The organism is Streptomyces sp. NPDC058758, from assembly GCF_042746075.1.
Taxonomy (GTDB): domain Bacteria; phylum Actinomycetota; class Actinomycetes; order Streptomycetales; family Streptomycetaceae; genus Streptomyces.
Window position 1 is genome coordinate 12,449 of the sequence record NZ_JBHYPS010000007.1, and the last position, 21,102, is coordinate 33,550.

The 21,102-nt window shown below is 75.1% G+C and carries 19 protein-coding genes; 12 read left to right on the forward strand and 7 right to left on the reverse strand.

The genetic code is table 11. From position 1 onward, the window contains the following. Positions 1–84 precede the first annotated feature (84 nt). Positions 85–1,086 (forward strand): MDR family NADP-dependent oxidoreductase, encoded by a 1,002-nt coding sequence (locus tag ACFW6A_RS11385; protein ID WP_386640037.1) that lies wholly within the window; start codon positions 85–87, stop codon positions 1,084–1,086. Between the two features lie 18 nt (positions 1,087–1,104). Beyond that, positions 1,105–1,644, forward strand: coding sequence for a MerR family transcriptional regulator (locus ACFW6A_RS11390; RefSeq protein ID WP_386640040.1), 540 nt, complete (start codon positions 1,105–1,107; stop codon positions 1,642–1,644). Positions 1,645–1,666: 22 nt separating this feature from the next. On the opposite strand, the gene ACFW6A_RS11395 is transcribed toward ACFW6A_RS11390, so the two are convergent. Further along, positions 1,667–2,284, reverse strand: a complete 618-nt coding sequence (locus ACFW6A_RS11395; protein WP_386640043.1) for a TetR/AcrR family transcriptional regulator — start codon at positions 2,282–2,284, stop codon at positions 1,667–1,669. Between the two features lie 82 nt (positions 2,285–2,366). Between ACFW6A_RS11395 and ACFW6A_RS11400 the strand changes: the two genes are divergently transcribed. Next, positions 2,367–2,843, forward strand: coding sequence for a DUF4345 domain-containing protein (locus tag ACFW6A_RS11400; RefSeq protein WP_386640046.1), 477 nt, complete (start codon positions 2,367–2,369; stop codon positions 2,841–2,843). On the opposite strand, the gene ACFW6A_RS11405 is transcribed toward ACFW6A_RS11400, so the two are convergent. Beyond that, entirely contained in the window at positions 2,840–3,457 is a 618-nt protein-coding gene (locus ACFW6A_RS11405) for a hypothetical protein (RefSeq protein ID WP_386640049.1), read from the reverse strand. The two genes, ACFW6A_RS11400 and ACFW6A_RS11405, sit on opposite strands and share 4 nt — an antisense overlap. 109 nt (positions 3,458–3,566) lie before the next feature. Then, the gene (gene paaK / locus ACFW6A_RS11410; RefSeq protein ID WP_386640052.1) at positions 3,567–4,886 is read right to left on the reverse strand and encodes a phenylacetate--CoA ligase PaaK; all 1,320 of its coding nucleotides are present in this window, start codon (positions 4,884–4,886) and stop codon (positions 3,567–3,569) included. 364 nt (positions 4,887–5,250) lie between these two features. Here paaK and ACFW6A_RS11415 point away from each other — a divergent pair, with 364 nt between their 5' ends. From ACFW6A_RS11415 to ACFW6A_RS11430, 4 genes are all read left to right on the forward strand, one after another. After that, on the forward strand, positions 5,251–6,471 hold the full coding sequence (locus ACFW6A_RS11415; protein WP_351843142.1) for a cytochrome P450: 1,221 nt from the start codon (positions 5,251–5,253) through the stop codon (positions 6,469–6,471). 30 nt (positions 6,472–6,501) lie between these two features. Further along, the gene (locus ACFW6A_RS11420) at positions 6,502–7,041 is read left to right on the forward strand and encodes a cupin domain-containing protein (protein WP_351843270.1); all 540 of its coding nucleotides are present in this window, start codon (positions 6,502–6,504) and stop codon (positions 7,039–7,041) included. 73 nt (positions 7,042–7,114) lie between these two features. Beyond that, positions 7,115–7,891, forward strand: a complete 777-nt coding sequence (locus ACFW6A_RS11425) for a GNAT family N-acetyltransferase (RefSeq protein WP_386640055.1) — start codon at positions 7,115–7,117, stop codon at positions 7,889–7,891. Between the two features lie 63 nt (positions 7,892–7,954). Next, complete coding sequence (locus tag ACFW6A_RS11430; protein WP_351843146.1) at positions 7,955–8,296, forward strand: DUF5713 family protein; 342 nt, start codon at positions 7,955–7,957, stop codon at positions 8,294–8,296. A 99-nt stretch (positions 8,297–8,395) separates the two neighbouring features. On the opposite strand, the gene ACFW6A_RS11435 is transcribed toward ACFW6A_RS11430, so the two are convergent. After that, positions 8,396–8,995, reverse strand: a complete 600-nt coding sequence (locus tag ACFW6A_RS11435; RefSeq protein ID WP_386640058.1) for a TIGR04222 domain-containing membrane protein — start codon at positions 8,993–8,995, stop codon at positions 8,396–8,398. A gap of 429 nt (positions 8,996–9,424) precedes the next feature. Here ACFW6A_RS11435 and ACFW6A_RS11440 point away from each other — a divergent pair, with 429 nt between their 5' ends. Both ACFW6A_RS11440 and ACFW6A_RS11445 read left to right on the forward strand, forming a co-directional pair. Continuing rightward, positions 9,425–9,964 (forward strand): GNAT family N-acetyltransferase, encoded by a 540-nt coding sequence (locus ACFW6A_RS11440; RefSeq protein ID WP_386640061.1) that lies wholly within the window; start codon positions 9,425–9,427, stop codon positions 9,962–9,964. A gap of 664 nt (positions 9,965–10,628) precedes the next feature. Continuing rightward, positions 10,629–11,024 carry a GNAT family N-acetyltransferase gene (locus ACFW6A_RS11445; RefSeq protein ID WP_351843152.1) on the forward strand — a complete coding sequence of 132 codons (396 nt, stop codon included), beginning with the start codon at positions 10,629–10,631 and terminating at the stop codon, positions 11,022–11,024. 300 nt (positions 11,025–11,324) lie between these two features. On the opposite strand, the gene ACFW6A_RS11450 is transcribed toward ACFW6A_RS11445, so the two are convergent. Together ACFW6A_RS11450 and ACFW6A_RS11455 are read right to left on the reverse strand one after the other, a co-directional pair. Continuing rightward, positions 11,325–11,780 (reverse strand): hypothetical protein, encoded by a 456-nt coding sequence (locus ACFW6A_RS11450; RefSeq protein ID WP_351843154.1) that lies wholly within the window; start codon positions 11,778–11,780, stop codon positions 11,325–11,327. Between the two features lie 107 nt (positions 11,781–11,887). Then, on the reverse strand, positions 11,888–13,417 hold the full coding sequence (locus tag ACFW6A_RS11455) for an MFS transporter (RefSeq protein WP_386640065.1): 1,530 nt from the start codon (positions 13,415–13,417) through the stop codon (positions 11,888–11,890). Positions 13,418–13,600: 183 nt separating this feature from the next. Between ACFW6A_RS11455 and ACFW6A_RS11460 the strand changes: the two genes are divergently transcribed. After that, positions 13,601–17,017: a BTAD domain-containing putative transcriptional regulator gene (locus tag ACFW6A_RS11460; protein ID WP_386640068.1), complete on the forward strand. Its 3,417-nt coding sequence runs from the start codon at positions 13,601–13,603 to the stop codon at positions 17,015–17,017. Positions 17,018–17,047: 30 nt separating this feature from the next. Here ACFW6A_RS11460 and ACFW6A_RS11465 read toward each other — a convergent pair whose 3' ends face one another. Further along, positions 17,048–17,863 (reverse strand): pentapeptide repeat-containing protein, encoded by an 816-nt coding sequence (locus tag ACFW6A_RS11465; RefSeq protein WP_386640071.1) that lies wholly within the window; start codon positions 17,861–17,863, stop codon positions 17,048–17,050. A 200-nt stretch (positions 17,864–18,063) separates the two neighbouring features. Between ACFW6A_RS11465 and ACFW6A_RS11470 the strand changes: the two genes are divergently transcribed. Then, positions 18,064–19,311, forward strand: a complete 1,248-nt coding sequence (locus tag ACFW6A_RS11470; RefSeq protein ID WP_386640074.1) for an alpha/beta fold hydrolase — start codon at positions 18,064–18,066, stop codon at positions 19,309–19,311. A gap of 256 nt (positions 19,312–19,567) precedes the next feature. After that, complete coding sequence (locus ACFW6A_RS11475) at positions 19,568–21,022, forward strand: Mucin-2 (RefSeq protein ID WP_386640077.1); 1,455 nt, start codon at positions 19,568–19,570, stop codon at positions 21,020–21,022. Positions 21,023–21,102: the final 80 nt, after the last annotated feature.

Below are 21,102 nucleotides of genomic sequence, written 5' to 3' on the forward strand. Positions count from 1 at the left end.
GGGAGCGCCGTCCGGACGGTGTACGGAAACCTCCTGGCGCCGGGCCTTGACCCTGCCCCACGGGGCAGGGTTTAGCGTCCGGCCATGCATGCGACTCACCGTCTCGTACGCCTGGTCCGCCGCCCCGACGGCCTGCCGACTCCGGACGACTTCACCCTGGCGCACGCGCCCGTCCCCCGTCCCGGGGCCGGCCAGGTGCTCGTCCGCAACACGCATTTCCTCGTCTTCCCGGGCTTGCGCACCCTGATCGGGGGCGAGACCCGCGACGTCCCGCTGCCACCGCTGCACCCCGGCGACGCCCTGTTCGGCCCCGCGATCGGCGAGGTGGTCGACGGCCCCCTCGGGAAGGGGCGGCTGGTGCTGCACCTCCAGGGCTGGCGGGAGTACGCGACGCCCGCCGCCGCCGAGTGCAGGCTGCTGGACGGCACCCTCCCCGACCCGGTGGGCCACCTCGCCCAAGGCTCCGCGGCGTACGGTGCCCTGACCCGGCTGGCCCGGGTCCGGGAGGGCGACACCGTGTTCGTGACCGGCGCCGCCGGTGCCGTGGGCACGATGGCGGGCCAGATCGCCCGGTTGCTGGGTGCCGCCCGGGTCGTCGGCAGCACCGGCTCACCGGACAAGGCCCGCCGGCTGGAGCGGGAACTCGGCTATGACGCCACCGTCCTGCGCGGCGCGGACCCGGTCGGCGGGCAACTCGCCCGGGTGGCGCCGGACGGCATCGACGTCGTCCTCGACACCGTGGGCGGCGAACAGCTGACGGCCGCCGTCCACGCGGCGAACCACGGCGCCCGGATCGCCCTGGTGGGCGCCTTGGACGGGCAGCTGTCCCCGGACCGGGCGGGCGGGAGCGCGCCCGCCGTGCTCGACACCTTCCGGTTGCTGACCGGGGGCATGACGATCGCGGGCTACAGCGGCGCGGACCACCCGGACGTCGAGGCGGAGTGGGAGGCCCGCTTCGGGGACTGGCTGCGGGCGGGCGACATCCGCTTCCCGTACACCGCGGTCCGCGGAATGAAGCACGCTCCGGGCGCGTTGCCCGAACTGATCGCGGGCCGCTCCTTCGGAGCGTCCATCGTGGAGTTGTAGGACGGACCGGGGGCGGACATGCGGATCGGCGAGGCGGCGGACGCCGCCGGAACCACCCCGCGCGCGCTGCGCCTGTACGAGGCGCGCGGCCTGCTTCCGCCTCCGCCGCGCACCGCGTCCGGCCAACGCGAGTACGGCGTGGCCGAGGTGGCCCGCGTCCGCCTCATTCGCGGCCTGCTGGCCCTGGGCCTCACCCTGGAGGACATCCGCCGCCGCGCCCACCGCCTGGACGCCCTCGCCCAGGAGCGGCCGCCGGCCTCCTGCACCGGCGGCCCCGGCGGGTTCAGCGACGTCGTGGCCGATCGCCTCGCCGCCCTGGACGCGGAGATCGCACGCCTCACACGCCTACGGCAGAACCTCGCCGCCGCCGCGTCGGGGTCATCGCCGTCCCCCTGCGAGGACGGTGCGCCCCATGAGGACGGTGTGCCTTGTGAGGACAGTGCGCCCTGTGAGGGCGGTGCGCCCTGTGAGGACGGTCCGCCTGCGCCCGGGCCCCGGCGCCGATCCCCTCCCGCTCGGCTTCGGCCCAGGAGCACGAAGCCGGGCGGGGAGTGCTGATCCACCGCCCCGGGCCGTGGCGTCAGCGCGGCCAGTCGGGCGCGGGGTCGTCGGCGAGGAGGGGGCGGATCGCGCCCAGCACCGCGCCGACGCAGACGTCGCGCAGTTCGGTGCGGGTGCAGGTCTGCCTGGTCAGCCAGTCCACGCAGAGCGTCTGCACGAAGACCAGCCAGCTCCGGAGCACCCCGGAGACCGCCTCGCGCGCTTCCTCGTCGGCGAGCGGGAGGACGTTGAGCAGCTGGGCGCGGAGGGCGTCGAGCTCGTCGGTCATGATCGTCTGGATGACGGGGTCGCCGGCGAGCACCCGGTTGGCGGCGAGGACGGCGTTGCGGTTGGCGATGAAGTAGTCGAGGTGGGTGTCCAGCCCCTGGATCAGCTGGTCGACCAGGGTGTCTCCCGGGTCGAACCGGGTCTCGGCGAGCAGCTGGTCCGCCGCCTGCCGGTAGACGGCCGCGAAGAGGTCGTGCTTGCTCGGAAAGTGCCGGTAGAGCAGCGCGCGTGACACTCCGGCCCGCTCGGCGACGTCCTCCATCAGCACCTCCTCGTACGGCCTGGCCGCGAAGAGCTGCGCGCTGACGGCAAGGAGCTGGGCACGGCGGTCGGCGGGTTTCAGGCGTCGCCGCGGAGGATCGGAAGGCACGGAACCCCATCTTACTTGACACGCGTCTACCAGTGACTCTTAGCTTAAGTAGACGGGTGTCAACTAGTGGACGGGGTGACGGGTGAGGACGGTCAGGGGCAAGACGCTGAGGGCGCTGTGCTGGGCCATGGGGATCGCGGCCGTGGCGATCGGCCTTCTCCACGTCCTCGGAGGCAACGCGGTGATCCCCGGCGCGCAGGACGCCGGCGCGACCATCGACAGCCTGGGCCGCTTCTTCGGCGCGATCTTCGCCGGATACGGGCTGGCCTGGATCCGGGCGGCCCGCCAGACGCCCGTCCCGGCCGCGGCGGTACGGGTGCTGGCCGGAGTGTTCCTGCTCGGCGGGCTGGGCCGGCTGCTGTCGATCGCCGTCGCGGGCCGGCCGCAGGGGTTCCAGCTGGTGCTGATGGCGCTCGAACTGGTGCTGCCGCCGGTCTACTTCTGGCTGGCCGGCGCCGACGGTGCGACGTACGCGGCACACGGGAAGCCGGGCGAGGGGCGATGCCCGACCGGACCGGCGGCTCCGCGGACGGACCGCGAAGTCACGCCGGAGCACTAGCCGTGCCGGGCGAAGACCTCGTGGAGGGCGGAGAGGTCCGCCTGTTTCTCCTTCTCGTCCCCGTACCGGCCGTTCGCGTCCCGGAGGGCCGCGAGGGTCTCCGGGGCGAAGTCCTGGCCGAAGCGGTAGACGGCCAGGCAGTAGGCGAAGCCGGACTCGTCGAAGAGGTCCACGCCCTCCTCGCGGCAGTGCTCCGCCAAGCCGTCCGCCACGTGCCAGCGGGTGCCGTCGTACCAGAAGACGCCGCCCGCGTAGTGGATCGTCCGGCCCGTAGCGGGGTCCGTGAGGTTCAGCGACTCGTAGTTCTCGGGACGGTCGCGGACCAGTGCCACCCGCGACTCGGGGACACCCTCGTAGAAGGACTCCTGCAGGGCGAAGTCGTCCTCCGCGTACAGGTTCAGCTCCGACTCGTGGTCGAACGTCAGCAGCAGCGCGCGGCCGTCCTCCGCGAAGTACCAGACGGCGGACTGGCCGCCGCCGTCGTTCCAGGCCGACCGGTGCGCGCCGGGCACCCGCACCGGCTCGATCCCGGTCAGGTCGTCCACGACGGCCGCGCGGCGCCGCACTTCCAGGAGGGGCGTCGCCGCCAGGGCGTCCCACGTCACGTCACTCATGGCCACAGGCTAGCCCGCACCTGCGACAGCGCCCCGCCGGCCGTCGCGCCGCCCCCGTCGAGCCGCCCCCCCGCGAGGCGGTTCTCGTGAGGCGGTCCCCGCGAGGTGCTCAGGAAGAAGAGGCGCCCCCGCCCCCGCCCCCGTCCCGCCGCAGGTCGACGATCCGCTTGAGCTTGCCGACCGAGCGTTCCAGCGTCTCCGGGTCCACCACCTCGACCTCCACCGAGACGCCGATCCCGTCCTTGACCCCCTGGCGGATGGCCCGCGCGGCCCGCTCGCGCTCCTCCGGGGTCGCGTCGGCGCGGGCCTCCGCCCGGACCGTCAGGGCGTCGAGGCGGCCCTCACGGGTCAGCCGGAGCTGGAAGTGGGGAGCCACGGCGGGGGTCCGCAGCACGATCTCCTCGACCTGGGTCGGGAAGAGGTTCACCCCGCGCAGGATGATCATGTCGTCGCTGCGGCCCGTCACCTTCTCCATCCGCCGGAACGCGGGCCGCGCGGTGCCCGGGAGGAGACGGGTCAGGTCCCGGGTGCGGTAACGGATCACCGGCATGGCCTCCTTGGTGAGCGAGGTGAAGACCAGCTCGCCCTCCTCGCCGTCCGGCAGCACCTCGCCCGTGACCGGGTCCACGACCTCGGGGTAGAAGTGGTCCTCCCAGACGTGGAGTCCGTCCTTGGTCTCCACGCACTCCTGCGCCACGCCCGGCCCCATCACCTCCGACAGGCCGTAGATGTCGACCGCGTCGATCGCGAAGCGCTCCTCGATCTCCTTGCGCATCGCCTCCGTCCACGGCTCCGCGCCGAAGACGCCCACCTTGAGGGAGGTCGAGCGCGGGTCCACCCCCTGCCGCTCGAACTCGTCGAGCAGCGTGAGCATGTAACTGGGCGTCACCATGATGACCTCGGGCTCGAAGTCCTGGATCAGCCGCACCTGACGGGCGGTCATGCCGCCGGAGGCCGGGATCACCGTGCAGCCGAGCCGCTCGGCCCCGTAGTGCGCCCCGAGGCCGCCGGTGAACAGGCCGTAGCCGTACGCCACGTGCACCCGGTGGCCGGGGCGGGCGCCGGCCGCGCGCAGCGAGCGCGCCACCACGTCGGCCCACACCTCCAGGTCGCCCTCCGTGTAGCCGACGACGGTCGGCAGGCCGGTGGTGCCGCTGGAGGCGTGGATCCGGCGGACCCGCGAGCGGTCGACGGCGAACATCCCGAAGGGGTAGTGGTCGCGCAGGTCCGCCTTGGTAGTGAAGGGGAAGCGGGCCAGGTCGGCGAGGGACCGGCAGTCGTCCGGGTGCACCCCGGCCGCGTCGAAGGCCCGCCGGTGGAAGTCCACGTGCGCGTACGCGTGCCGCAGCGTGCGCCGCAGCCGCTCCAGCTGGAGCGCCGCCAGCTCCTCGCGCCCGAGCCGTTCGCCGCCGTCCAGCAGTTCCGTCATGCGCCGCCACTCCTCCGCACTCGCCGGCCGTGCCCGCGGGAAAACGGACGACCGATCATTCGGTAGATACGTGTGGGGGCCAGTTAAACCTTCCGGGGGAGGGGTTTGGCAAGGGGCGGGAGCGGGCTTTCCGCGCCGCGGCGGCCCCCGGCGAGTGGACGCGCCGCCGTCACCCCATGGGGTGGGTTCCCGGAGCCGTACGCATACGGGCACGGGGGCCAGGGGACCCGTGGGACCGTCCGGGGCCCCCGCGGCCCCGCACCCCGCCCCCGGGCACCCGGGACCGGCGGGTCCGCCCGCGTGCCCGGAGGAAAGCGAACGCCATGCCCGTCCCGCATCCGCCCACCCCCGCGGGGGTGCCGCTGTGACCACCACCGCCCCCGGAACCGCCGACACCCCCCAGGTGCACTTCTGGGCCGTGCCCGACCTCACCGGCCTCGACTTCGACCCGATGCTCGCCAGGCTCCTCCACGAGGAACCGGTCACCCGCGTCCGCCTCCCGCACGGCGAGGGCCACGCCTGGCTCGTCACCCGCTACGAGGACGTCAAGTTCGTCACCGTCGACCCCCGCTTCAGCCGCGAGGCCGTCTGGGGCCGTCCCGTCACCCGGCTCGCCCCCCACTTCATCCCGATGGCCGACGCCGTCGGCTTCGCCGACCCGCCGGACCACACCCGGATGCGCCGCGTCGTCGCCAAGGCCTTCAGCGCCCGCGCCCTGCGCTCGCTGCGCACCCACGCCCAGGGCGTCATGGACGGCCTCCTCGACCGGATGGCGGAGCAGGGCCCCGCCGTGGACCTCATGGAGGCGGTCAACCGGCCGTTCCCGCTCGCCATGGTCAGCGAGCTCATGGGCGTCCCCGAGACCGACCACGCCCTCATGGCCCACTGGTCCGACACCATCATCTCGGCCGGCGCCGGCCGAGAGGCCAGCGAGCGGGCCAAGGACGAGATGGGCGCGTACTTCACCGACCTCATCGCCCGCGACCACGCCCCCGACAGCGACCAGCTCGCCGCCGTCCTCGCCGAGGCCGTCGCCGACGGCACCCTCACCGAGGACGAGGCCGTCGGGCTCGCCGTCCTCATCCAGATCGGCGGCGCCCACGCCGTCCGCAACAACAGCGCCAACATGGTCTTCGCGCTGCTCACCCACCCCGAGCACCTCGCCCGGCTGCGCGCCGAGCCCGGACTGATCCCGCAGGCCGTCGACGAACTGCTGCGGTACATCCCGCACCGCAACGCCGTCGGCCTCTCCCGGATCGCGATGGAGGACGTCGAGGTCGGCGGAATCCGCATCCCCGCCGGCGACGCCGTCTACGTCTCGTACCTGGCGGCCAACCGCGACCCGGACGTCTTCCCCGAGCCCGACCGCCTCGACTTCGACCGCGCCCACAACCCGCACGTCGCCTTCGGCCACGGCCCGCACTACTGCCCCGGCGCCACGCTCGCCCGCCTGGAGTCCGAGATCCTCCTCGGCTCCCTGTGGACCCGCTTCCCCGGACTGCGGCTCGCGGTCCCCGAGGAGGACCTGCGCTGGCAGCGCGGCGCGCTCATCCGCGGCCCCGAGACCCTCCCCGTGACCTGGTGACGGGAGCGGCGCCCCGTGACAGCCATCGCCATCGGAGCCGCCGGCGGCCTCGTCGTACCGCCGGGACACGGCCGCACCCTGAACACCGAGGCCCAGCACGTCACCTTCAAGGTGACCGGTGAGCACTCCCGTACGGCCTCCACCTTCGAGGTCGTCGTACCGCCCGGCTTCGACGTCGGCGCCCACGCCCACGGGCACAGCGAGGAACTGTTCTACCTCCTCGACGGCGAACTCGACGTCCTCGCCTTCGAACCGCTCGTCCGCACCCGCGACAGCTGGCGGGAGTGGGAGTCCGCCTCCGGGGAGCGGGCGGTCCGGGCCACCCCCGGCACCCTCATCCTGGTGCCCCCCGGCTGCCCGCACGCCTTCGCGAATCCGACGGACGCCCCGGCCCGGATGCTCTTCCAGGCCTCCCCGCCGCCGGACCACGAGCGGTACTTCGAGGACCTGATGGAGATCCTGGCGGACACGGGCGAGGGCGGCGAGGTCGACCACGCCGCCATCGAACGGCTCCGCGTCCGCTACGACATCGACCAGATCACGCCCCTGCGGCACGGGAAAGGAGCCTGAACCGGCGGAAGCGGCCCCGACCAGCGGGAAAAGGCGTTGCCCGGCCCCGGGGCGGCGGCCTTCAATGATCCCGATGAACCTCGCACAGCACCTCCTCGACCTGTACGACGCCCAGCTGCGGCGGGAGGCGCGCCCCGACGGCCCCGGCTGCCGGGTCGAACGCGCCGGCGCCGTCGTCCGCCAGACCGGCCCCGCCCACGCCTGGAACGGCGTCCTCTGGTCCGCCCTCGACGCGGACACCGCCGACGCGGCCATCGCCGCGCAGCTCGACCACTACCGCGCGCGGGGCGTCCCCTTCGAGTGGAAGCTGTACGGCCACGACGGGCCCGCCGACCTCGGCGCACGGCTCGTCGCGGCCGGATTCCGGGCCGAGGAGCCGGAGACCCTGCTGGCCGCCGACGCCTCCGCGCAGGCCGGTGCGGTGGCGCTGCCGGCCGGCGTCGAACTCCGCGAGGTCACCGACGCGGAGGGCGTGCGCCAGGTGGTCGAGGTCCACGAACGCGCCTTCGGCACCGACAGCTCCGACCTCGGCCGCCGTCTCCTCGACCGGCTGGCCGCCGACCCCGGCACCGTCACCGCCGTCCTCGCCGTCGCCGACGGGATCCCCGTCAGCGCGGCCCGCCTGGAGCTGTACCCGGGCACCGACTTCGCCGGCCTGTGGGGCGGCGGCACCGTCGAGGCGTGGCGCGGCCGGGGCCTCTACCGCGCCCTCGTCGCCCACCGCGCCCGCGTCGCCGCGGCCCACGGCCACCGCTGGCTCCAGGTCGACGCGGCCCCCACCAGCCGCCCCATCCTCCGGCGCCTCGGCTTCGTCCCGCTCACCACGACCACCCCGTACGTCCACGACTGAGGGCGTTGTCAGTGCCCCGGTGCATCATCGGGAGAAGTGAGCACACACGGGAGGGGCACGGCCATGGCGATCACGAACCGGAAGGTGGAGGAGCACCCGTTCCTGCGCGGCCTGTACGAGGACGGGTACTTCCCCGACCACGTGGTCGACAAGGGCCGCGAGATCCTCCTCCGCCTCTGCGAGCGCGTCGAGGCCGAGCGCCCCGCCGACCTCCCGGCCCTGTACGCCCTGACCCACGCCGCCACGGAGGAGTTCAACGCCCTGGAGGCCGAGTTCGAGGCCGCCGGCAGCGAGATCGAGACCACGGCCCGCGAGGAGATAGGCGAGGACTTCCGGTTCGTCGCCACCGCCTACGGCTTCGCCGACGCCGACCCGGAGGAACTGATCGCCACCAGGGAGTGGTGACCCGCGGCCCCCCACCGCACCCCCTCAGGCCCGGCCGAGGGCCCCGAGGCCGGCCTCCCCGAGCCCGCCCCGGTGAAGTGCTTCGCCTGCGTCCGGTGGTCAGTCACTGCCGCCACCGCCACCGCCTCCGCCTCCGCCGAATCCATCGGATCCCCCTCCCTCCGCACTGCTGTCCGTGTCGTGACCGCGGCCGTCGTCAAGGGCTTTGCCCATGCGGATCAGGGCGCGCCCGAGTCCGTCGGGTACGGGGTGGGAGTCGGCCGGCCCGCGTCGGGCGGAGCCGGGAACGAGTGCGGCCGGGCCGTGAAGCGCGTACGCGGGCACCCGTCCCGCCGCCGCCGCGTCCGCGAGGCACCGCCGCCCGGCTCGGGTGGGCTTCCCCCGCCAGCGGCGCACCAGCCCTAGGGAGACGAGGCGGCGAGCGACTGCGTCGACCTCGGGGGAGTTTCTGACGGCCTCGATCACCTCCCGAACCGGCTTGCTCCGCGGGCAGGCGACGACGACGGCGATCTCCACCGGATGTTCGGGGCGTTCCTCGCCGATCACGCGCAGGCGGGTCGTCCCCAGGGACAGCGTCCCGCGCTCGGTGAGCTGTACCACCGCACTCTCCGCGACCCGTGGACTCCCGCCGGCGAGGTAGGCGTACTGGTACAGGTCCAGGTCCTCGCCGCCGCTGTCCGCGCCTCTGCGCCGGAGCATCCGTGCCACCCCGCGCCCCCCTCTGTCTCCCATGCCGTTCCGTCGGACGGCCCTCGCCCGTATGTTCCCGCCGGCACTGCCGCTCCGGCGAGCCCTTAGGTACGTTCAGAGCTTCTTCTGAGCTTCAAGGCGCCGGAGACAGCGGCCTCCGAGGGCGTGGGATACGCGCAGGGCGGCGGGCCGGCCAACGCCGGGGGAGGGCTACGCGGGAGCGGATCCGGCTGGAGGCCGTGGAACTGCGGAAGAAGGAGGTCTGGCCACGGGTAAGGGCACCGCGGCGGCATGCGGCGGCTGGATCGTCTCCGAGGACGAGGCTCGGGGTGTCCCACCGGTGCCGGCCCGATCATGGACAGCCGACCGGCGTTCCGTCACCGCACGCCGCCGAAAAGCCATGGCAGGGGCCCAGCCCCCGTCGTAGGGTCAGCCGACATGGCCGGTAGTCATCACGACAAGCACGTCTTTCCCGAACTCGGAACCGGAGTGCGCGGATTGACGTTGTGTGCGCTCACTGCCGAGCAAGCCGATGAATACTACGCGCTCATCGACCGGAATCGCGAACACCTCACCCGGCACGGCGACTACCGGGCGCTGGCCGCATCGGACTACAGGACGGCACGTGCCGAACTGCTCGACGACCCCGGCCCGTCCCTCCGCTGCGGCGTCCTCCTTCACGGCGCCCTCATCGGCCGCGTCGACCTCGTGGCCGTCAACCCACCCAAGTACGGCTTCGGATACTGGCTCGACCACGGCGCCACGGGCCATGGGTACGCCACTGCAGCCTGCCGTGCGCTGATCGAGTACGGAGCCACTGCGTTGGGCGCCACCGACGTGTTCGCGGGCGTCACCCACGGCAACGGCAAGAGCGGCGCCGTGCTGACCCGGCTCGGCTTCAAGGTCGCGGAGGTCTTCGAGACCTACACCCGACACCACCTGGCCCTCGTCGCCTCACCCTGGGCACATCCCGCGTAACGGTGCACTCGAACCGAACTGGTCACCGTCAGGTGAACGGCCCCGACACCACCCGATCGACTTCAGCGGCACCGGCCCGCACAAGTCCGTGGAAGGGCAGGGCGACGGAGCCCGCGGCATTCGGTTCTTGGCGGGCCACAGGGAGCAGGACACCCGCGTCGACCTGTACGACCGCGATCGGTTCGTGACTCCTACCGTTGCCGAGCTGTTCGAGTTCTTCGGCAAGCACCTCGTCCGAGTCGGCAAGCCGGAGTGGTCGAGGGGCGGCAGGACGCTGGTCGCAGCCACTCTCCGATGGCCGCGGCCGGCACGACGCCCGCAGGGCGGACGGCAGGCCTGTCGTATGCCGTGGCGACCGCGCGATGTCGCTCGGGGCGGTTGATCCCGCACGCGACAGCGTGGCGCTCGCGGCGGCCGGTCGGGGCGAAACGCGGAAGCCGGCCGCCGCGGCAGCCGAGCTTCTGGCGGTCGCGTGCCCGGTCGGCCTTGCCGGGGACGGCACATCGGGTTCCTCGGCGACGCAGGTGGGCACGGTTTCCGCGGGAGGAGCAGGCCCTCGGCCTTCTGACCCGGGCGATCGTCCGTGAGTCTTTCCCCATGGTGATCACCTGTGATCCTGCCCGCCGAGGAGGAACGGGCAAGGACGGCGGTCTACGCTCGCGCCATGACGATCACCTATGAGTGGCGCGGCTACTTCGACGACGTCGCGGTCAACGCGCTGCACGCGGAGGGCTTCGACCGTCCGCCCCTGGACGTCGATTGGTGGACCCGGGTGCAACGGCACAGCCTCGGCTGGGTCTGTGCCCGTGAGGACGGTGACCTCGTCGGTTTCGTCAACGTCGTGTGGGACGGCGGCGTGCACGCGTTCCTCCTCGACACCGTGGTCGCGGGGGGCCGCCGCCGGTCCGGGATCGGAGCCGAACTCGTCGCCGAGGCCGCCCGGCAGGCCCGCGGAGCCGGATGCGCATGGCTTCACGTCGACTTCGAGGACGACCTGCGGCCGTTCTACTTCGACGCGTGCGGGTTCACGACGACCACGGCAGGTCTCCTCGCGCTCTGATCCGGCCTCGCCACGCACCGTCCGCCTGCCGGCCGCCCACCGGTGGGAGACAGGCACCCCGAGACGCTCGGGTGTGCTCGGGCCGTTCCGGCAAGCGGTTCTGGATCCTCGTCCCCTCCGCCGCCCGAAAGACAAGTCCGGACAGCCGCTTCACGCCGGCACCCGCATGCTCGACGCCCCTGCGGCACGTCAGAGCCCCGGCGAGCGCACCGCCGCCGAGTTCGAGCGACGAGGGCGTGTCGACGGGCCCTGGCGACGGTGGAACCGCCTGTACGGGCCGGTCGGGGGCGCGCTTCGCGCTCATTCGCCGGTGAGGCAGGCGTGGCACAGGCAGCGGTCCGGATGCGGGGAGTGCGGGGCGATCCTGGCGCGGTACTGGCGCGCGTACCGTTCCAGCGTCGTGGCGACGTCCGCCGCGTGCTCCGCGCCGCTTCCTCCGCTGCCGCCCCCTCCTGCCGGATGCAGCAGCTCCAGGACGCGGGGGGTGTGGACGAGTTTCGGGCGGAAGCCGTGGAGGTGGCGGGTCGCCGTGTCGATGGCGATCCACCGGCCGGTGTGCCGTTCACGTCCCATCGCCGTGAGCCGTTCACCGCCGGGGCCCCAGTACACGTGGGTCACGTAGACCTTCGCCCCGCCCTTGAAGAACTTGGTCCCCGGGCGCAGTTCCCGGCCGCCGGCTCCGCACCGGCGCCAGGCCACGACGTTCGCCGCCACCAGCCAGACCGGCTCCCGCCGAGCGACGCCCGCCTCGTTCACTCGCCCCGCCCACCTCGTCGACGTACCGCCCGATCCGTAGCGGTGAGGGTAGACCGGGCGGCCGCGGCGGCCCGGGGCCGCCCGCGCGGGGGGAGGGGGGAGGGGAGTCAGGAGGGCGTCCGGCGGAGGGCCGTGGCCGCGATCGCGGCGCAGGCCACGGCGATCACCGCGCAGACGGCACCGACGGTGTTCAGGCCGGTCGTGTACGCCTCGCGCGCCGCGCCCAGCACCCGGGCCGCCGTCTCCGCCGCCTCCGCCGGGAGGCCCTGCGCGGCGACGACCGCCGTGTCCGCACCGCCCCGGACCGCGTCCGCCAGGCGCGGCGACAGGCCTCCGGGGACCGAGACCGTCCCCTGGTACACGGCCGTGCCGAGGCTGCCGAGCACCGCGATGCCCAGCGCCGCTCCGAGGTCCCCGCAGACCGAGGAGAGCGCCGCCGCCGAACCGGCCCGCTCCGGCGGCGCCGAACCCACCACCAGGGCCGTGCCCAGCGCGCCGATCGGACCGCCGCCGAAGAACGCCGCCACGAAACCGGCCACCAGCAGCGGCATTCCGCCCACCGGCCCCACCAGGACCAGCAGCCCGTACCCCAGGGCCGCCACCAGCAGACCGCCCGCGACCACCAGCCGCACCGGGAAACGCCGGGCGAGCGTCGGCGCCAGCTGCGCCGCCACGATCGACGCGACCGCCGACGGCACCATCCACAGGCCCGCCTCCGCCGGCGACAGGCCCGCCACCAGCTGGAGGTAACCGGTGATGAAGAGGTAGCTGCCGCCGGTGGCGACCATCGAGACCAGCAGGATCGCCAGGGCCGCCGTGAAGCCGCGGCCGCGGAACAGCCGCAGGTCGAGCAGCGGGTGCGCGAGCCGCCGCTGCCGCGCCACGAACGCCGCGCCCGCCACCGCGCCCGCCGCGATCGCCGACGGCGCGCCGAACGACCAGCCGTTCCGGGCCAGTTCCTTCAGACCGTGGATCACCGGCAGCACCGCCGCGAGCGACAGGACGACGCTGAACAGGTCCAGCGGGCCCCCGCCCGGCTCCTTGTACTCCGGCAGCAGCCGGGGCGCCGCGACCAGCAGCACCAGCATCACCGGAACCCCGATGAGGAAGACCGAACCCCACCAGAAGTGCTGGAGCAGCAGCCCGCCGACGACCGGCCCGAGCGCCGTGCCCGCCATGAAGCAGCCCGCCCAGACGGCGATCGCCCGCCCGCGCTGCCCCGGGTCGTGGAACATGCTGTTGATCAGCGCCAGCGTCGACGGCATCAGCGTCGCCGCCGCGATCCCCAGCAGCGCCCGGGCCGCGATCAGCGTCTCCGCGCTGTTCGCGTACGCGGCGAGCAGCGAGGTCAGCGCCACGGCCACGGCCCCCACGAGCAGCAGCCGGCGCCGCCCGACGCGGTTGCCGAGCGCCCCCATCGTGATGAGGAACCCGGCGATGAGGAACCCGTACACGTCCATGATCCACAAGGACTGCGTGCCGGTCGGCCGCAGCGACTCCGCGAGGTGCGGCAGGGCCAGGAACAGCACGCTCTGGTCGAGCGAGATGAGCAGCGTGGGCAGCGCCAGCACGGCGAGCCCCGCCCACTCCCGGCGCCCCGCGAACCGGTCGGCGCCCACCGGTGAGATGACGGACATGGTCGTCCCTTCGTGCGGTGTCGGTGACGTCGGCCGACGTCGGTGACTTCGGGACGACCCTGCCGGGCGGCGCTCTCGGCCCCCTCTCGGTTCTCTCCCGGTCCGCCGCCGGTCCCTTCCGCCGGCCCCTCCCGCCGGCTCTCTCCCGGGGCGCCGTCGGCGTCGTGATCTAGGGTGACGGGCATGCGTTTCGGAGTGCTGGGGCCGCTGGCCGTGTGGACGGAGGACGGGACGCCGGTCACGGTCCCCGAGGCGAAGGTCCGCGCCCTGCTGGCCTGCCTCCTGACGCACCGGGGGGAGGTCGTGCCCGCCGACCGGCTCGTCGACGGGGTGTGGCCCGACGACCCGCCGGCCAGGCCGGCGGGCGTCCTCCAGAACAAGGTGTGGCGGCTGCGCCGGGCCCTGGAGGAGGCCGAGCCCGGAGCCCGGCGCCTCCTCGTCTCCCGGCCGCCCGGCTACGTCCTCGAAGCGCCCCCGGGCAGCGTGGACGCCGACCGCTTCCGCACCCTGGCCGAACGGGCCCGCACCGAGGCCGACCCCGCCGCCCGCGCCGCCCTCCTCGGCGAGGCGCTCGCCGAGTGGCGCGGCCCCGTCCTCGCCGACTTCGCCGACGAGGGCTTCGCCCGCGCCACCGCCGCCCGCCTCGACGAACAGCGGCTCTCCGCCCTGGAGGAGCGCGCCGAAGCCCGCCTCGCCCTCGGCCTGCACGCCGAGGTCGCCGACGAACTGGGTGTCCCGGTCGCCCTCCACCCGCTCCGGGAGCGGCTCCGCGCCGTCCACCTCCGCGCCCTTTACCTCGCCGGCCGGCAGAGCGAGGCCCTGACCGGGTACGAGGAGGTGCGGACCCGGCTCGCGGAGGAGCTGGGAGTCGACCCCGGACCCGAACTCGCCGCCCTGCACCGGGCGATCCTCACCCAGTCCGCCGAACTGACCCCCGCGCCCCGCCCCACCCCCGCACTCGTCCCCACCTCCGCGCCCGCACCTGCCCTCGGGCCGGTCTCCGCGCCCGCGCCGGTCTCCGCATCCGCATCCGCGTCTGAGTCTGCGCCTGCGCCCGTCCTCGCCCCCGTCCCCGCCGCGCTCACCGGTCTCATCGGCCGTGACGCCGCCGTCGAGGAGATCGGCGCCCTGCTCCGTACGAGCCGGCTCGTCACCCTGACCGGCTCCGGCGGGGTGGGCAAGACCCGCCTCGCCCTGGCCGCCGCCGCCCGCGCGGCGGGCGCCTTCCCCGGCGGGGTACGGCTCGTGGAGCTGGCCTCGCTGGACCGAGCGGGGGACGGGCGGCGCCGGGCGACCGCGCTCGCGGAGGTGCGGGAGGCCGTCGGGCGCGCCGCCGGAGTGCGCGACGACGTGCCGCCCGCCCCGGGCACCGAGCCCCCGTCGCTCGTCGACCGGATCGCCCGCGCCCTCGGCGACGCCCCCGTCCTCCTCGTCCTCGACAACTGCGAACACGTCGTCGAGCCCGTCGCCGCCCTCGTCGCCCGGCTCCTCGCCGCCGCCCCCGCGCTGCGGATCCTCGCCACCAGCCAGGTGCCGCTCGGCCTCACCGGCGAGCACCTCCACGAGGTCCCGCCGCTGCCCCGCCCGGAGGCGGGGGAGCGGCCGGACCCGGAGGACGTGGGCCGCTTCGGGGCGGTCGAGCTCTTCGTCGCCCGGGCCAGGGCCGCCGCGCCCGGCTTCGTCCTGGACGCGGCCACGGCCGCCTCCGTCGTGGCGATCTGCCGGCGGCTCGACGGCATCCCGCTTGCCCTGGAGATGGCCGCCACCCGGGTGCGGGCCCTCGGCGTCCGCGAGGTGGCCGCCCGGCTCGACGACCGCTTCCGCCTGCTCGCCGTCGGGGCCCGGGACGCCCCGGCCCGCCAGCGGACCCTCCGCTCGGTCCTCGACTGGAGCTGGGACCTTCTGGGCCCCGGCGAGCAGGCCGTGCTGCGCCGCCTCGCCGTCCACGCCGACGGCTGCTCCCTCGACGCGGCGGAGGAGGTCTGCGCCCCGTTCACACACGTCCCGCACCCCGCCGGCGCCCCGCGCCCCGACGGCGCCCCGCACATCAGCGACGCCCCGCACACCGCCGACGCCGTGGAACCCGCCGACGTCCTCGACCTCCTCGCCCGGCTGGTCGACGCCTCCCTCGTCGTCGCCGCGCCCGACGGCACCGACGGCACCGTGCGCTACCGCCTGCTCGAATCGGTCGCCGCCTACGGCGAGGAGCGCCTGCGCGAGGCGGGCGAGACGGAGGCCGTCCGCAGGGCACACCGCACGTACTACCTCCGGCTCGCCGAGCGGGCCGAACCGCTGCTGCGCGGCGCCGAACAGGCTTACTGGCTCCGCCGGTTGGACGCCGAGACCGCGAACCTGCGCGGCGCCCTCGACTCCGCCGTCTCCGCAGGAGAGGCCGGGACCGCGCTCCGGCTCGCCACCTCCCTCTGCTGGTACTGGCGGCTGCGCGGCCGGAACGCCGAAGCCGAGCGCTCCCTGGCCGCCGCCCTCGCCGTCCCCGGCCCGGCGCCCGCCGGGCCGGCCGCCCGGGCCACGGCCTGGCTCGGCGGCGTACGGCTCGCCTCGGGCGGCAGCGCCGACCCGGCCGCCGACTACCGCTCGGCCCTCCACGCCTACGAGCACGTGCACGACCCCCTGGAACAGGCCCGCGCGGCGTGGTTCCTCGGCTCGCACCTCTACGGCATCAAGAACGCCTCCGCGAGCGCCGCCCTCGTCGACGGAGCCCTGGCCCGCTTCGAGGAGATCGGCGACTCCTGGGGCGTGGCGGCGGCCCTCGCCACCCGCTCCTTCCACGCCAAACTGCGCGGCGACTTCGGGGCGTTGCTGCGGGACGGCGAGCGGAGCCTGGAGCTCTTCCGCGGACTCGGCGACGAGTGGGGCCAGTTGCAGGCCATGGTGCCGCTCCAGACCCGGGCCGAGATCGTGGGGGAGTACGACCACGCCCGCGAACTCCACCACATCTGCCTGGACATGGCGGTCCGGCTCGACCTGCGCCGGGAGGTCTCCTTCCAGCTCTCCGGGCTCGGCCGGATCGCGCTGCTCACCCGGGAGTACGGGCGGGCACGGGACTTCCACGAGCGGGCCCGGCGGATCGCCGTCGAGCAGACCGACAGCTTCGGCGAGCAGTACGCGGAGATCGGCCTCGGCATGGGCGCCCGCAGGGAGGGCGACCTCGACGCCGCGGAGGCCCACATGCGCAACGTCCTCGACACCCACCGGCGGATGGGCTACGAGCCGGGCATGCCCGCGCTGATCCTCGCCGAGCTGGGCTTCGCCGCCGAACTGCGCGGCGACGCCGACCGCGCCCTGGAACTCCAGCGCTCGGGTCTCGCCGCCGCGCGGGCGACCGGCGACCCCCGCGCGCTCGCGCTCGGCCTGGAGGGCCTCGCGGGCGCCGTTTCGCTGGCCGGCGACGCCGCCCGCGCGGCCCGGCTCCTCGGCGCGGCGGCGACCGCCCGCGCCGGGGTCGGCGTGCCCCTCCCGGAGGGCGAGCAGGACGACGTCGTCCGCGTCACCGCCCGCGTCCGGGCGGCACTGGGCCCGGAGGAGTACGAGGCGGAGTACGGGCGCGGCACGGTGACGGCGCCGGAGGAGCCGGTCTGAACCCGGTCGGGCCGGCCGGCCCCGCAGGGCTCAGGACGTCCAGTGCGAGGGGCGGTCGAAGCCCGGCGGGAGGACGGTCGCGGCGTCGCCGCGCGCCGAGTTCAGCTGCGGCTGGGTGAGGAACAGGGCGTCCGTCAGGACCGCTCCGGACAGGTCCGCGTCGCGCAGGTCGGCGCCGATCAGATCCGTGAGCGTGAGGTCCGCGCCCGTCAGGTCGGCGGCGATCAGCAGCGCGCCGCGCAGGTCGGTGCCCCGCAGCTTCGCGCCGCGCAGCCGCTTGCCGATGAGGTCGGCGCCGCGCCGGCCGCGCGGCTTGCCGCCGGCCGTGGCGCGGACCAGCTCGCTGGTCCGCAGCAGCAGCGGGTTCACCTCGGCGCGCACCGGGCCGACGTCCAGCTTCTCCAGGTCGGCGGCCGGCAGCGCGGTCAGCTCCTCGACCCGCCGGAGGGCCGTGCGCAGCTCGCCGTGGAGGCGGCGGGCGGCGGGCCGCTCCAGGGCCTCGGTGAGGTAGCGCAGCAGTTCGTGGAGCTGCCGCACCACCGGGAACACCTCGTACATCTGCCGGGCGGTCTCCGGCGCCTCCCGCCAGGACACGCCGCCGAAGGTCACTTGGGAGACCTGCTGCCCGGCGCCGAAGCAGTCGTACACCGTGCAGCCCTGGAAACCGCTCGGCCGCAGCCGCGCGTGGATCCCGCACCGGAAGTCGTCCTGGAGGTTGCGGCAGGGATCGCCGGCGGACTTGTCCACGGCGAAATCGGCCGACTTCGCGAAGGGCAGCGCCACACAGCACAGGCCGAAGCACTGCGCGCAGTCGCCGCGCAGGGCGGAATCCCGGGTTTCGGGCACGGTGGAACGGTTCCTCAGCAGCTCGGAGACGATCCCCCCACCGTATCGCGCCCCCGGTACCCGGCCGCAGCCGAAGCCGCCTGGCCCGCCGAAGCAGCCCTGCGACCGATGGCGCCTCGCGACCGAAGGCGCCGGCGTGGCCGTCACGCCGCCGGCGAAACCGATTGCACCACCCCCGGGGGCCGGTGAGGATCGGCGGCATGCCGACGTTCACGACACACGACGGAGTCGCGCTCGCCTACCGGATCCTGGGGGAGGGACGGGGGCGGCCCCTGGTCTGCCTGACGGGCGAACCCGGTGAACCCCGTGAACCCGGCCGGCCCGGCCGGTCCGGAGGGAAGGGCGAGCACGACGGGAAGGGCGAAACGGATACGCGGGGCCTGCGGGGCGGGCCCGAGGGCCCGGAGGAGTTCGAGGGGCTCGCCGCGCACCGGACCCTCGTCGTCCTGCCCGCCCGCACGGCGGACGGGCGGCTCCTCCCGGCCGGCGTGGTCGAGGCGCTCCGGGACCACCTCGGCCTGGAGCGGATCGACCTCCTCGGCCACCTGGCGGGCGGCGACCTCGCCGTCCGGTACGCCGCCGCGCACCCCCACCGCGTCCGCTCGCTCGTCCTCGTCACCCCCGGCCCCGCCCCGGAACCCGTCCCCGCCCACGCCCCGGAGAGGGCCCGCCGGGCGTTCGGCGGGTCCACCGCCCCGGTCCTGGTCCTGGAACGCGCGCCCGGGGCCGCCCTCGTCCGCGCGGTCGTCGCCTTCCTCGACCCCGCCGTCCGCACGGTCACCGTCGACGGCGTGGGGCTCGCCTACCGGGTCGCGGGACCCGGGGACGGCCGGCCCCTCGTCCTGGTCCACGGGCGCGGCGAGTCCTCCACGACCTGGGGCCCGGTCATGGAGGACCTGGCCGCCGACCACCGGGTGTACGCGGTGGACCTGCGCGGGCACGGCCTCAGCGACCGGCCCGGCGGCTACGGCTTCGACGTCTTCCGCGACGAGCTGGGCGGCTTCCTCAAGGCCCTCGGCCTCACCGGCGCGACCGTCGTCGCCCACTCGATGGGCGCCGGCGCCGCGTGCCTCCTCGCCCAGCGCGAGCCCGCCCTCGTCGGCCGGCTCGTCCTGGAGGAGCCGCCGGCCTTCGTGCCGCTCGACCCGCCCCGCCCGCCGGCCCGGCGCCCCGAGGGACGCCTCGCCTTCGACTGGGGGATCGTCCCCGCCACCGACGCCCAGCTCAACGCCCCGGATCCGGCCTGGCGCGCCGGGCTCCCCGCGATCACGGCCCCCACCCTGGTCCTGGCCGGCGGCCCGTCCAGTCACATCCCGCAGGAGCAGCCGGCCGGTCTCGCCGAGGCGATCCCGGACGCCCGCCTGGTCACCGTCGAGGCGGGCCACCTCGTCCACGAGGCCCGCCCGGCCGCCTTCCTCGCCGCGGTCAGGGAGTTCGGCACGGGCTGAGCGCGGGGACCGCCACACCGGGCGGACACCGCTGGTGGGGCGGGCGCTGTACGCTGTCCGGCCGGTCATGGCGGCCCGTCCGGCGCACGCCCTGACGGCGGGGGGCCACGGTCAGGGCCAGTCGACGGAGAGACAGTGGACCGTCCGGCGAAGCCACAGTGGACCGTCCGGCGAAGACGCGGCGGACCGGCCCACGGAGACGTGGCGGACCAGCCGACGGAGACGTGGCGGAGACACAGAGGGGGCAGGGGGAATCATGGTCGCGTTCCATGCGTCCGCGCTGGAGGGAGTCGCCGGCAACCCGGCGCTGCCGACACCGTTGCTGCTGCGCCTGCTCGCCTTCGACGGCGACGGCGACGGCGACGGCGACGGTCACGGCCCGCCCCGCCGCGCCCTGCAGCGGGCCGGACTCCCCGAGCCGGCCGTCGCGGTGATCCTGGCCCACCCGAACCCGGGCGCCCGGATCGGCTTCGCCACGAGCGCCGGGGCGGAGCCCGCGCAGCGGGCCCGGCTCGTGGACGACCCTTCCCCCAAGGTGCGGGCCGCCCTCGCGTACGGACCCGAGGTGTACGACCCGCGGACGACGGTCGCGCCGCTGCCGGACGACGTGTGCGCCCGCCTGCTGGACGACCCCGCCCCCTTCGTGCGGTCGGCCCTGCTGGAATCGCCCCATCTCGCGCCGTCGTTCCTCGCCTCCCTGGCCGCGCACCGCGATCCGGCGGCGCGCCGGAGCGCAGTGCGCGTGGGGGAGATCCTGGCGCCGGGCGAGCGTGCGGCGCTGCTGGCCGACCCCGACCCGGAGGTGAGGAGGGCCGCCGCGCTGGGGGAATGCCGACGGGACGCGCACCTCACCGCCGAACTCCTCCGCGAGCCGGAGCCCGCCGCCGAGGTGCTGCGCCGAGGACTCCTCACCCGAGCCGACGCCGAGAGGTGCGTCGCCGAACGGACGCACCTGCCGGCCCTCGCCGAGAACCCTTCGCTGCCCGCCGACCTCGTGGAGCGACTCGCCGTCGACCCCGACGAGGCCGTCCGACTCGCCGTCTCCCTTCGGCCCGAGCTGGACGAGACGCGGCGCATGGCGATCGACTTCACGGCCGCCGAGTTCGACCGGGGGGACAGGGTGCGGTGGGTACGGGAGGGGCTCGGCGACCCGGAGGCGCTGCGCCGGGCCGCGACCTCCGCCCACCCGCTGCTCCGGCGCGCCGCCGCCCGGAGCCCCCACCTGCCGCCCGACCTGCTGCGCGTCCTGGCACGCGTCGAGGACCCGGTGCTCGAGAACCTCCTGGGCATTTACCACCCCGACACCCCGGAGGAGGTCCTGATGCGCGTGTTCGCGCGGCTCGGCGGGACGTTCTCCGCCTGGATGGCGGAGACGCACCCCCGCTTCCCCCGCCAGGGTCTTGCCGCCCGCTACGCCGACCACCCGGACGGGAACTACCGTCGGCTGGCCGTCCGGGACCCGGCTGCCACGCCGGAGCTGATCGAACGGCTCAGCCACGACCCCGCGGTCTGGACGCGGCAGGCGGCGGCCGGTGACCCGCGCCTCCCGCTCCGCCGGCTCCGCGAGGCGCTCCACGACACCGAACTGGCCTCCAGCGCGGGCGCCAACCCGGCGCTCCCCGAGGACGAGATGGCGGCCGTCCTGGACCGGGCCGGCGTTCCCGCCCGCCCGCCGGGCACCACCGCCCGCCCGCCGGACGCAACCGTCTGACCGCCGGGCGGAACCGTCCGGACACAAGGCGAAACCGGCCGGCCGCTCGCTCGCGGCGCACACGGCGCACGCAGCGCACA

What these genes read in the sequence shown, in the direction of transcription:
- ACFW6A_RS11405 (WP_386640049.1), bottom strand. Translation starts at nt 3,457, where the DNA reads ATGAGTGACGTGACGTGGGACGCCCTGGCGGCGACGCCCCTCCTGGAA.
- ACFW6A_RS11440 (WP_386640061.1), top strand. Translation starts at nt 9,425, where the DNA reads ATGGCCGGTAGTCATCACGACAAGCACGTCTTTCCCGAACTCGGAACC.
- paaK (WP_386640052.1), bottom strand. Translation starts at nt 4,886, where the DNA reads ATGACGGAACTGCTGGACGGCGGCGAACGGCTCGGGCGCGAGGAGCTG.
- ACFW6A_RS11470 (WP_386640074.1), top strand. Translation starts at nt 18,064, where the DNA reads ATGCCGACGTTCACGACACACGACGGAGTCGCGCTCGCCTACCGGATC.
- ACFW6A_RS11475 (WP_386640077.1), top strand. Translation starts at nt 19,568, where the DNA reads ATGGTCGCGTTCCATGCGTCCGCGCTGGAGGGAGTCGCCGGCAACCCG.
- ACFW6A_RS11435 (WP_386640058.1), bottom strand. Translation starts at nt 8,995, where the DNA reads ATGCTCCGGCGCAGAGGCGCGGACAGCGGCGGCGAGGACCTGGACCTG.
- ACFW6A_RS11385 (WP_386640037.1), top strand. Translation starts at nt 85, where the DNA reads ATGCATGCGACTCACCGTCTCGTACGCCTGGTCCGCCGCCCCGACGGC.
- ACFW6A_RS11425 (WP_386640055.1), top strand. Translation starts at nt 7,115, where the DNA reads ATGAACCTCGCACAGCACCTCCTCGACCTGTACGACGCCCAGCTGCGG.
- ACFW6A_RS11430 (WP_351843146.1), top strand. Translation starts at nt 7,955, where the DNA reads ATGGCGATCACGAACCGGAAGGTGGAGGAGCACCCGTTCCTGCGCGGC.
- ACFW6A_RS11390 (WP_386640040.1), top strand. Translation starts at nt 1,105, where the DNA reads ATGCGGATCGGCGAGGCGGCGGACGCCGCCGGAACCACCCCGCGCGCG.
- ACFW6A_RS11445 (WP_351843152.1), top strand. Translation starts at nt 10,629, where the DNA reads ATGACGATCACCTATGAGTGGCGCGGCTACTTCGACGACGTCGCGGTC.
- ACFW6A_RS11455 (WP_386640065.1), bottom strand. Translation starts at nt 13,417, where the DNA reads ATGTCCGTCATCTCACCGGTGGGCGCCGACCGGTTCGCGGGGCGCCGG.
- ACFW6A_RS11460 (WP_386640068.1), top strand. Translation starts at nt 13,601, where the DNA reads ATGCGTTTCGGAGTGCTGGGGCCGCTGGCCGTGTGGACGGAGGACGGG.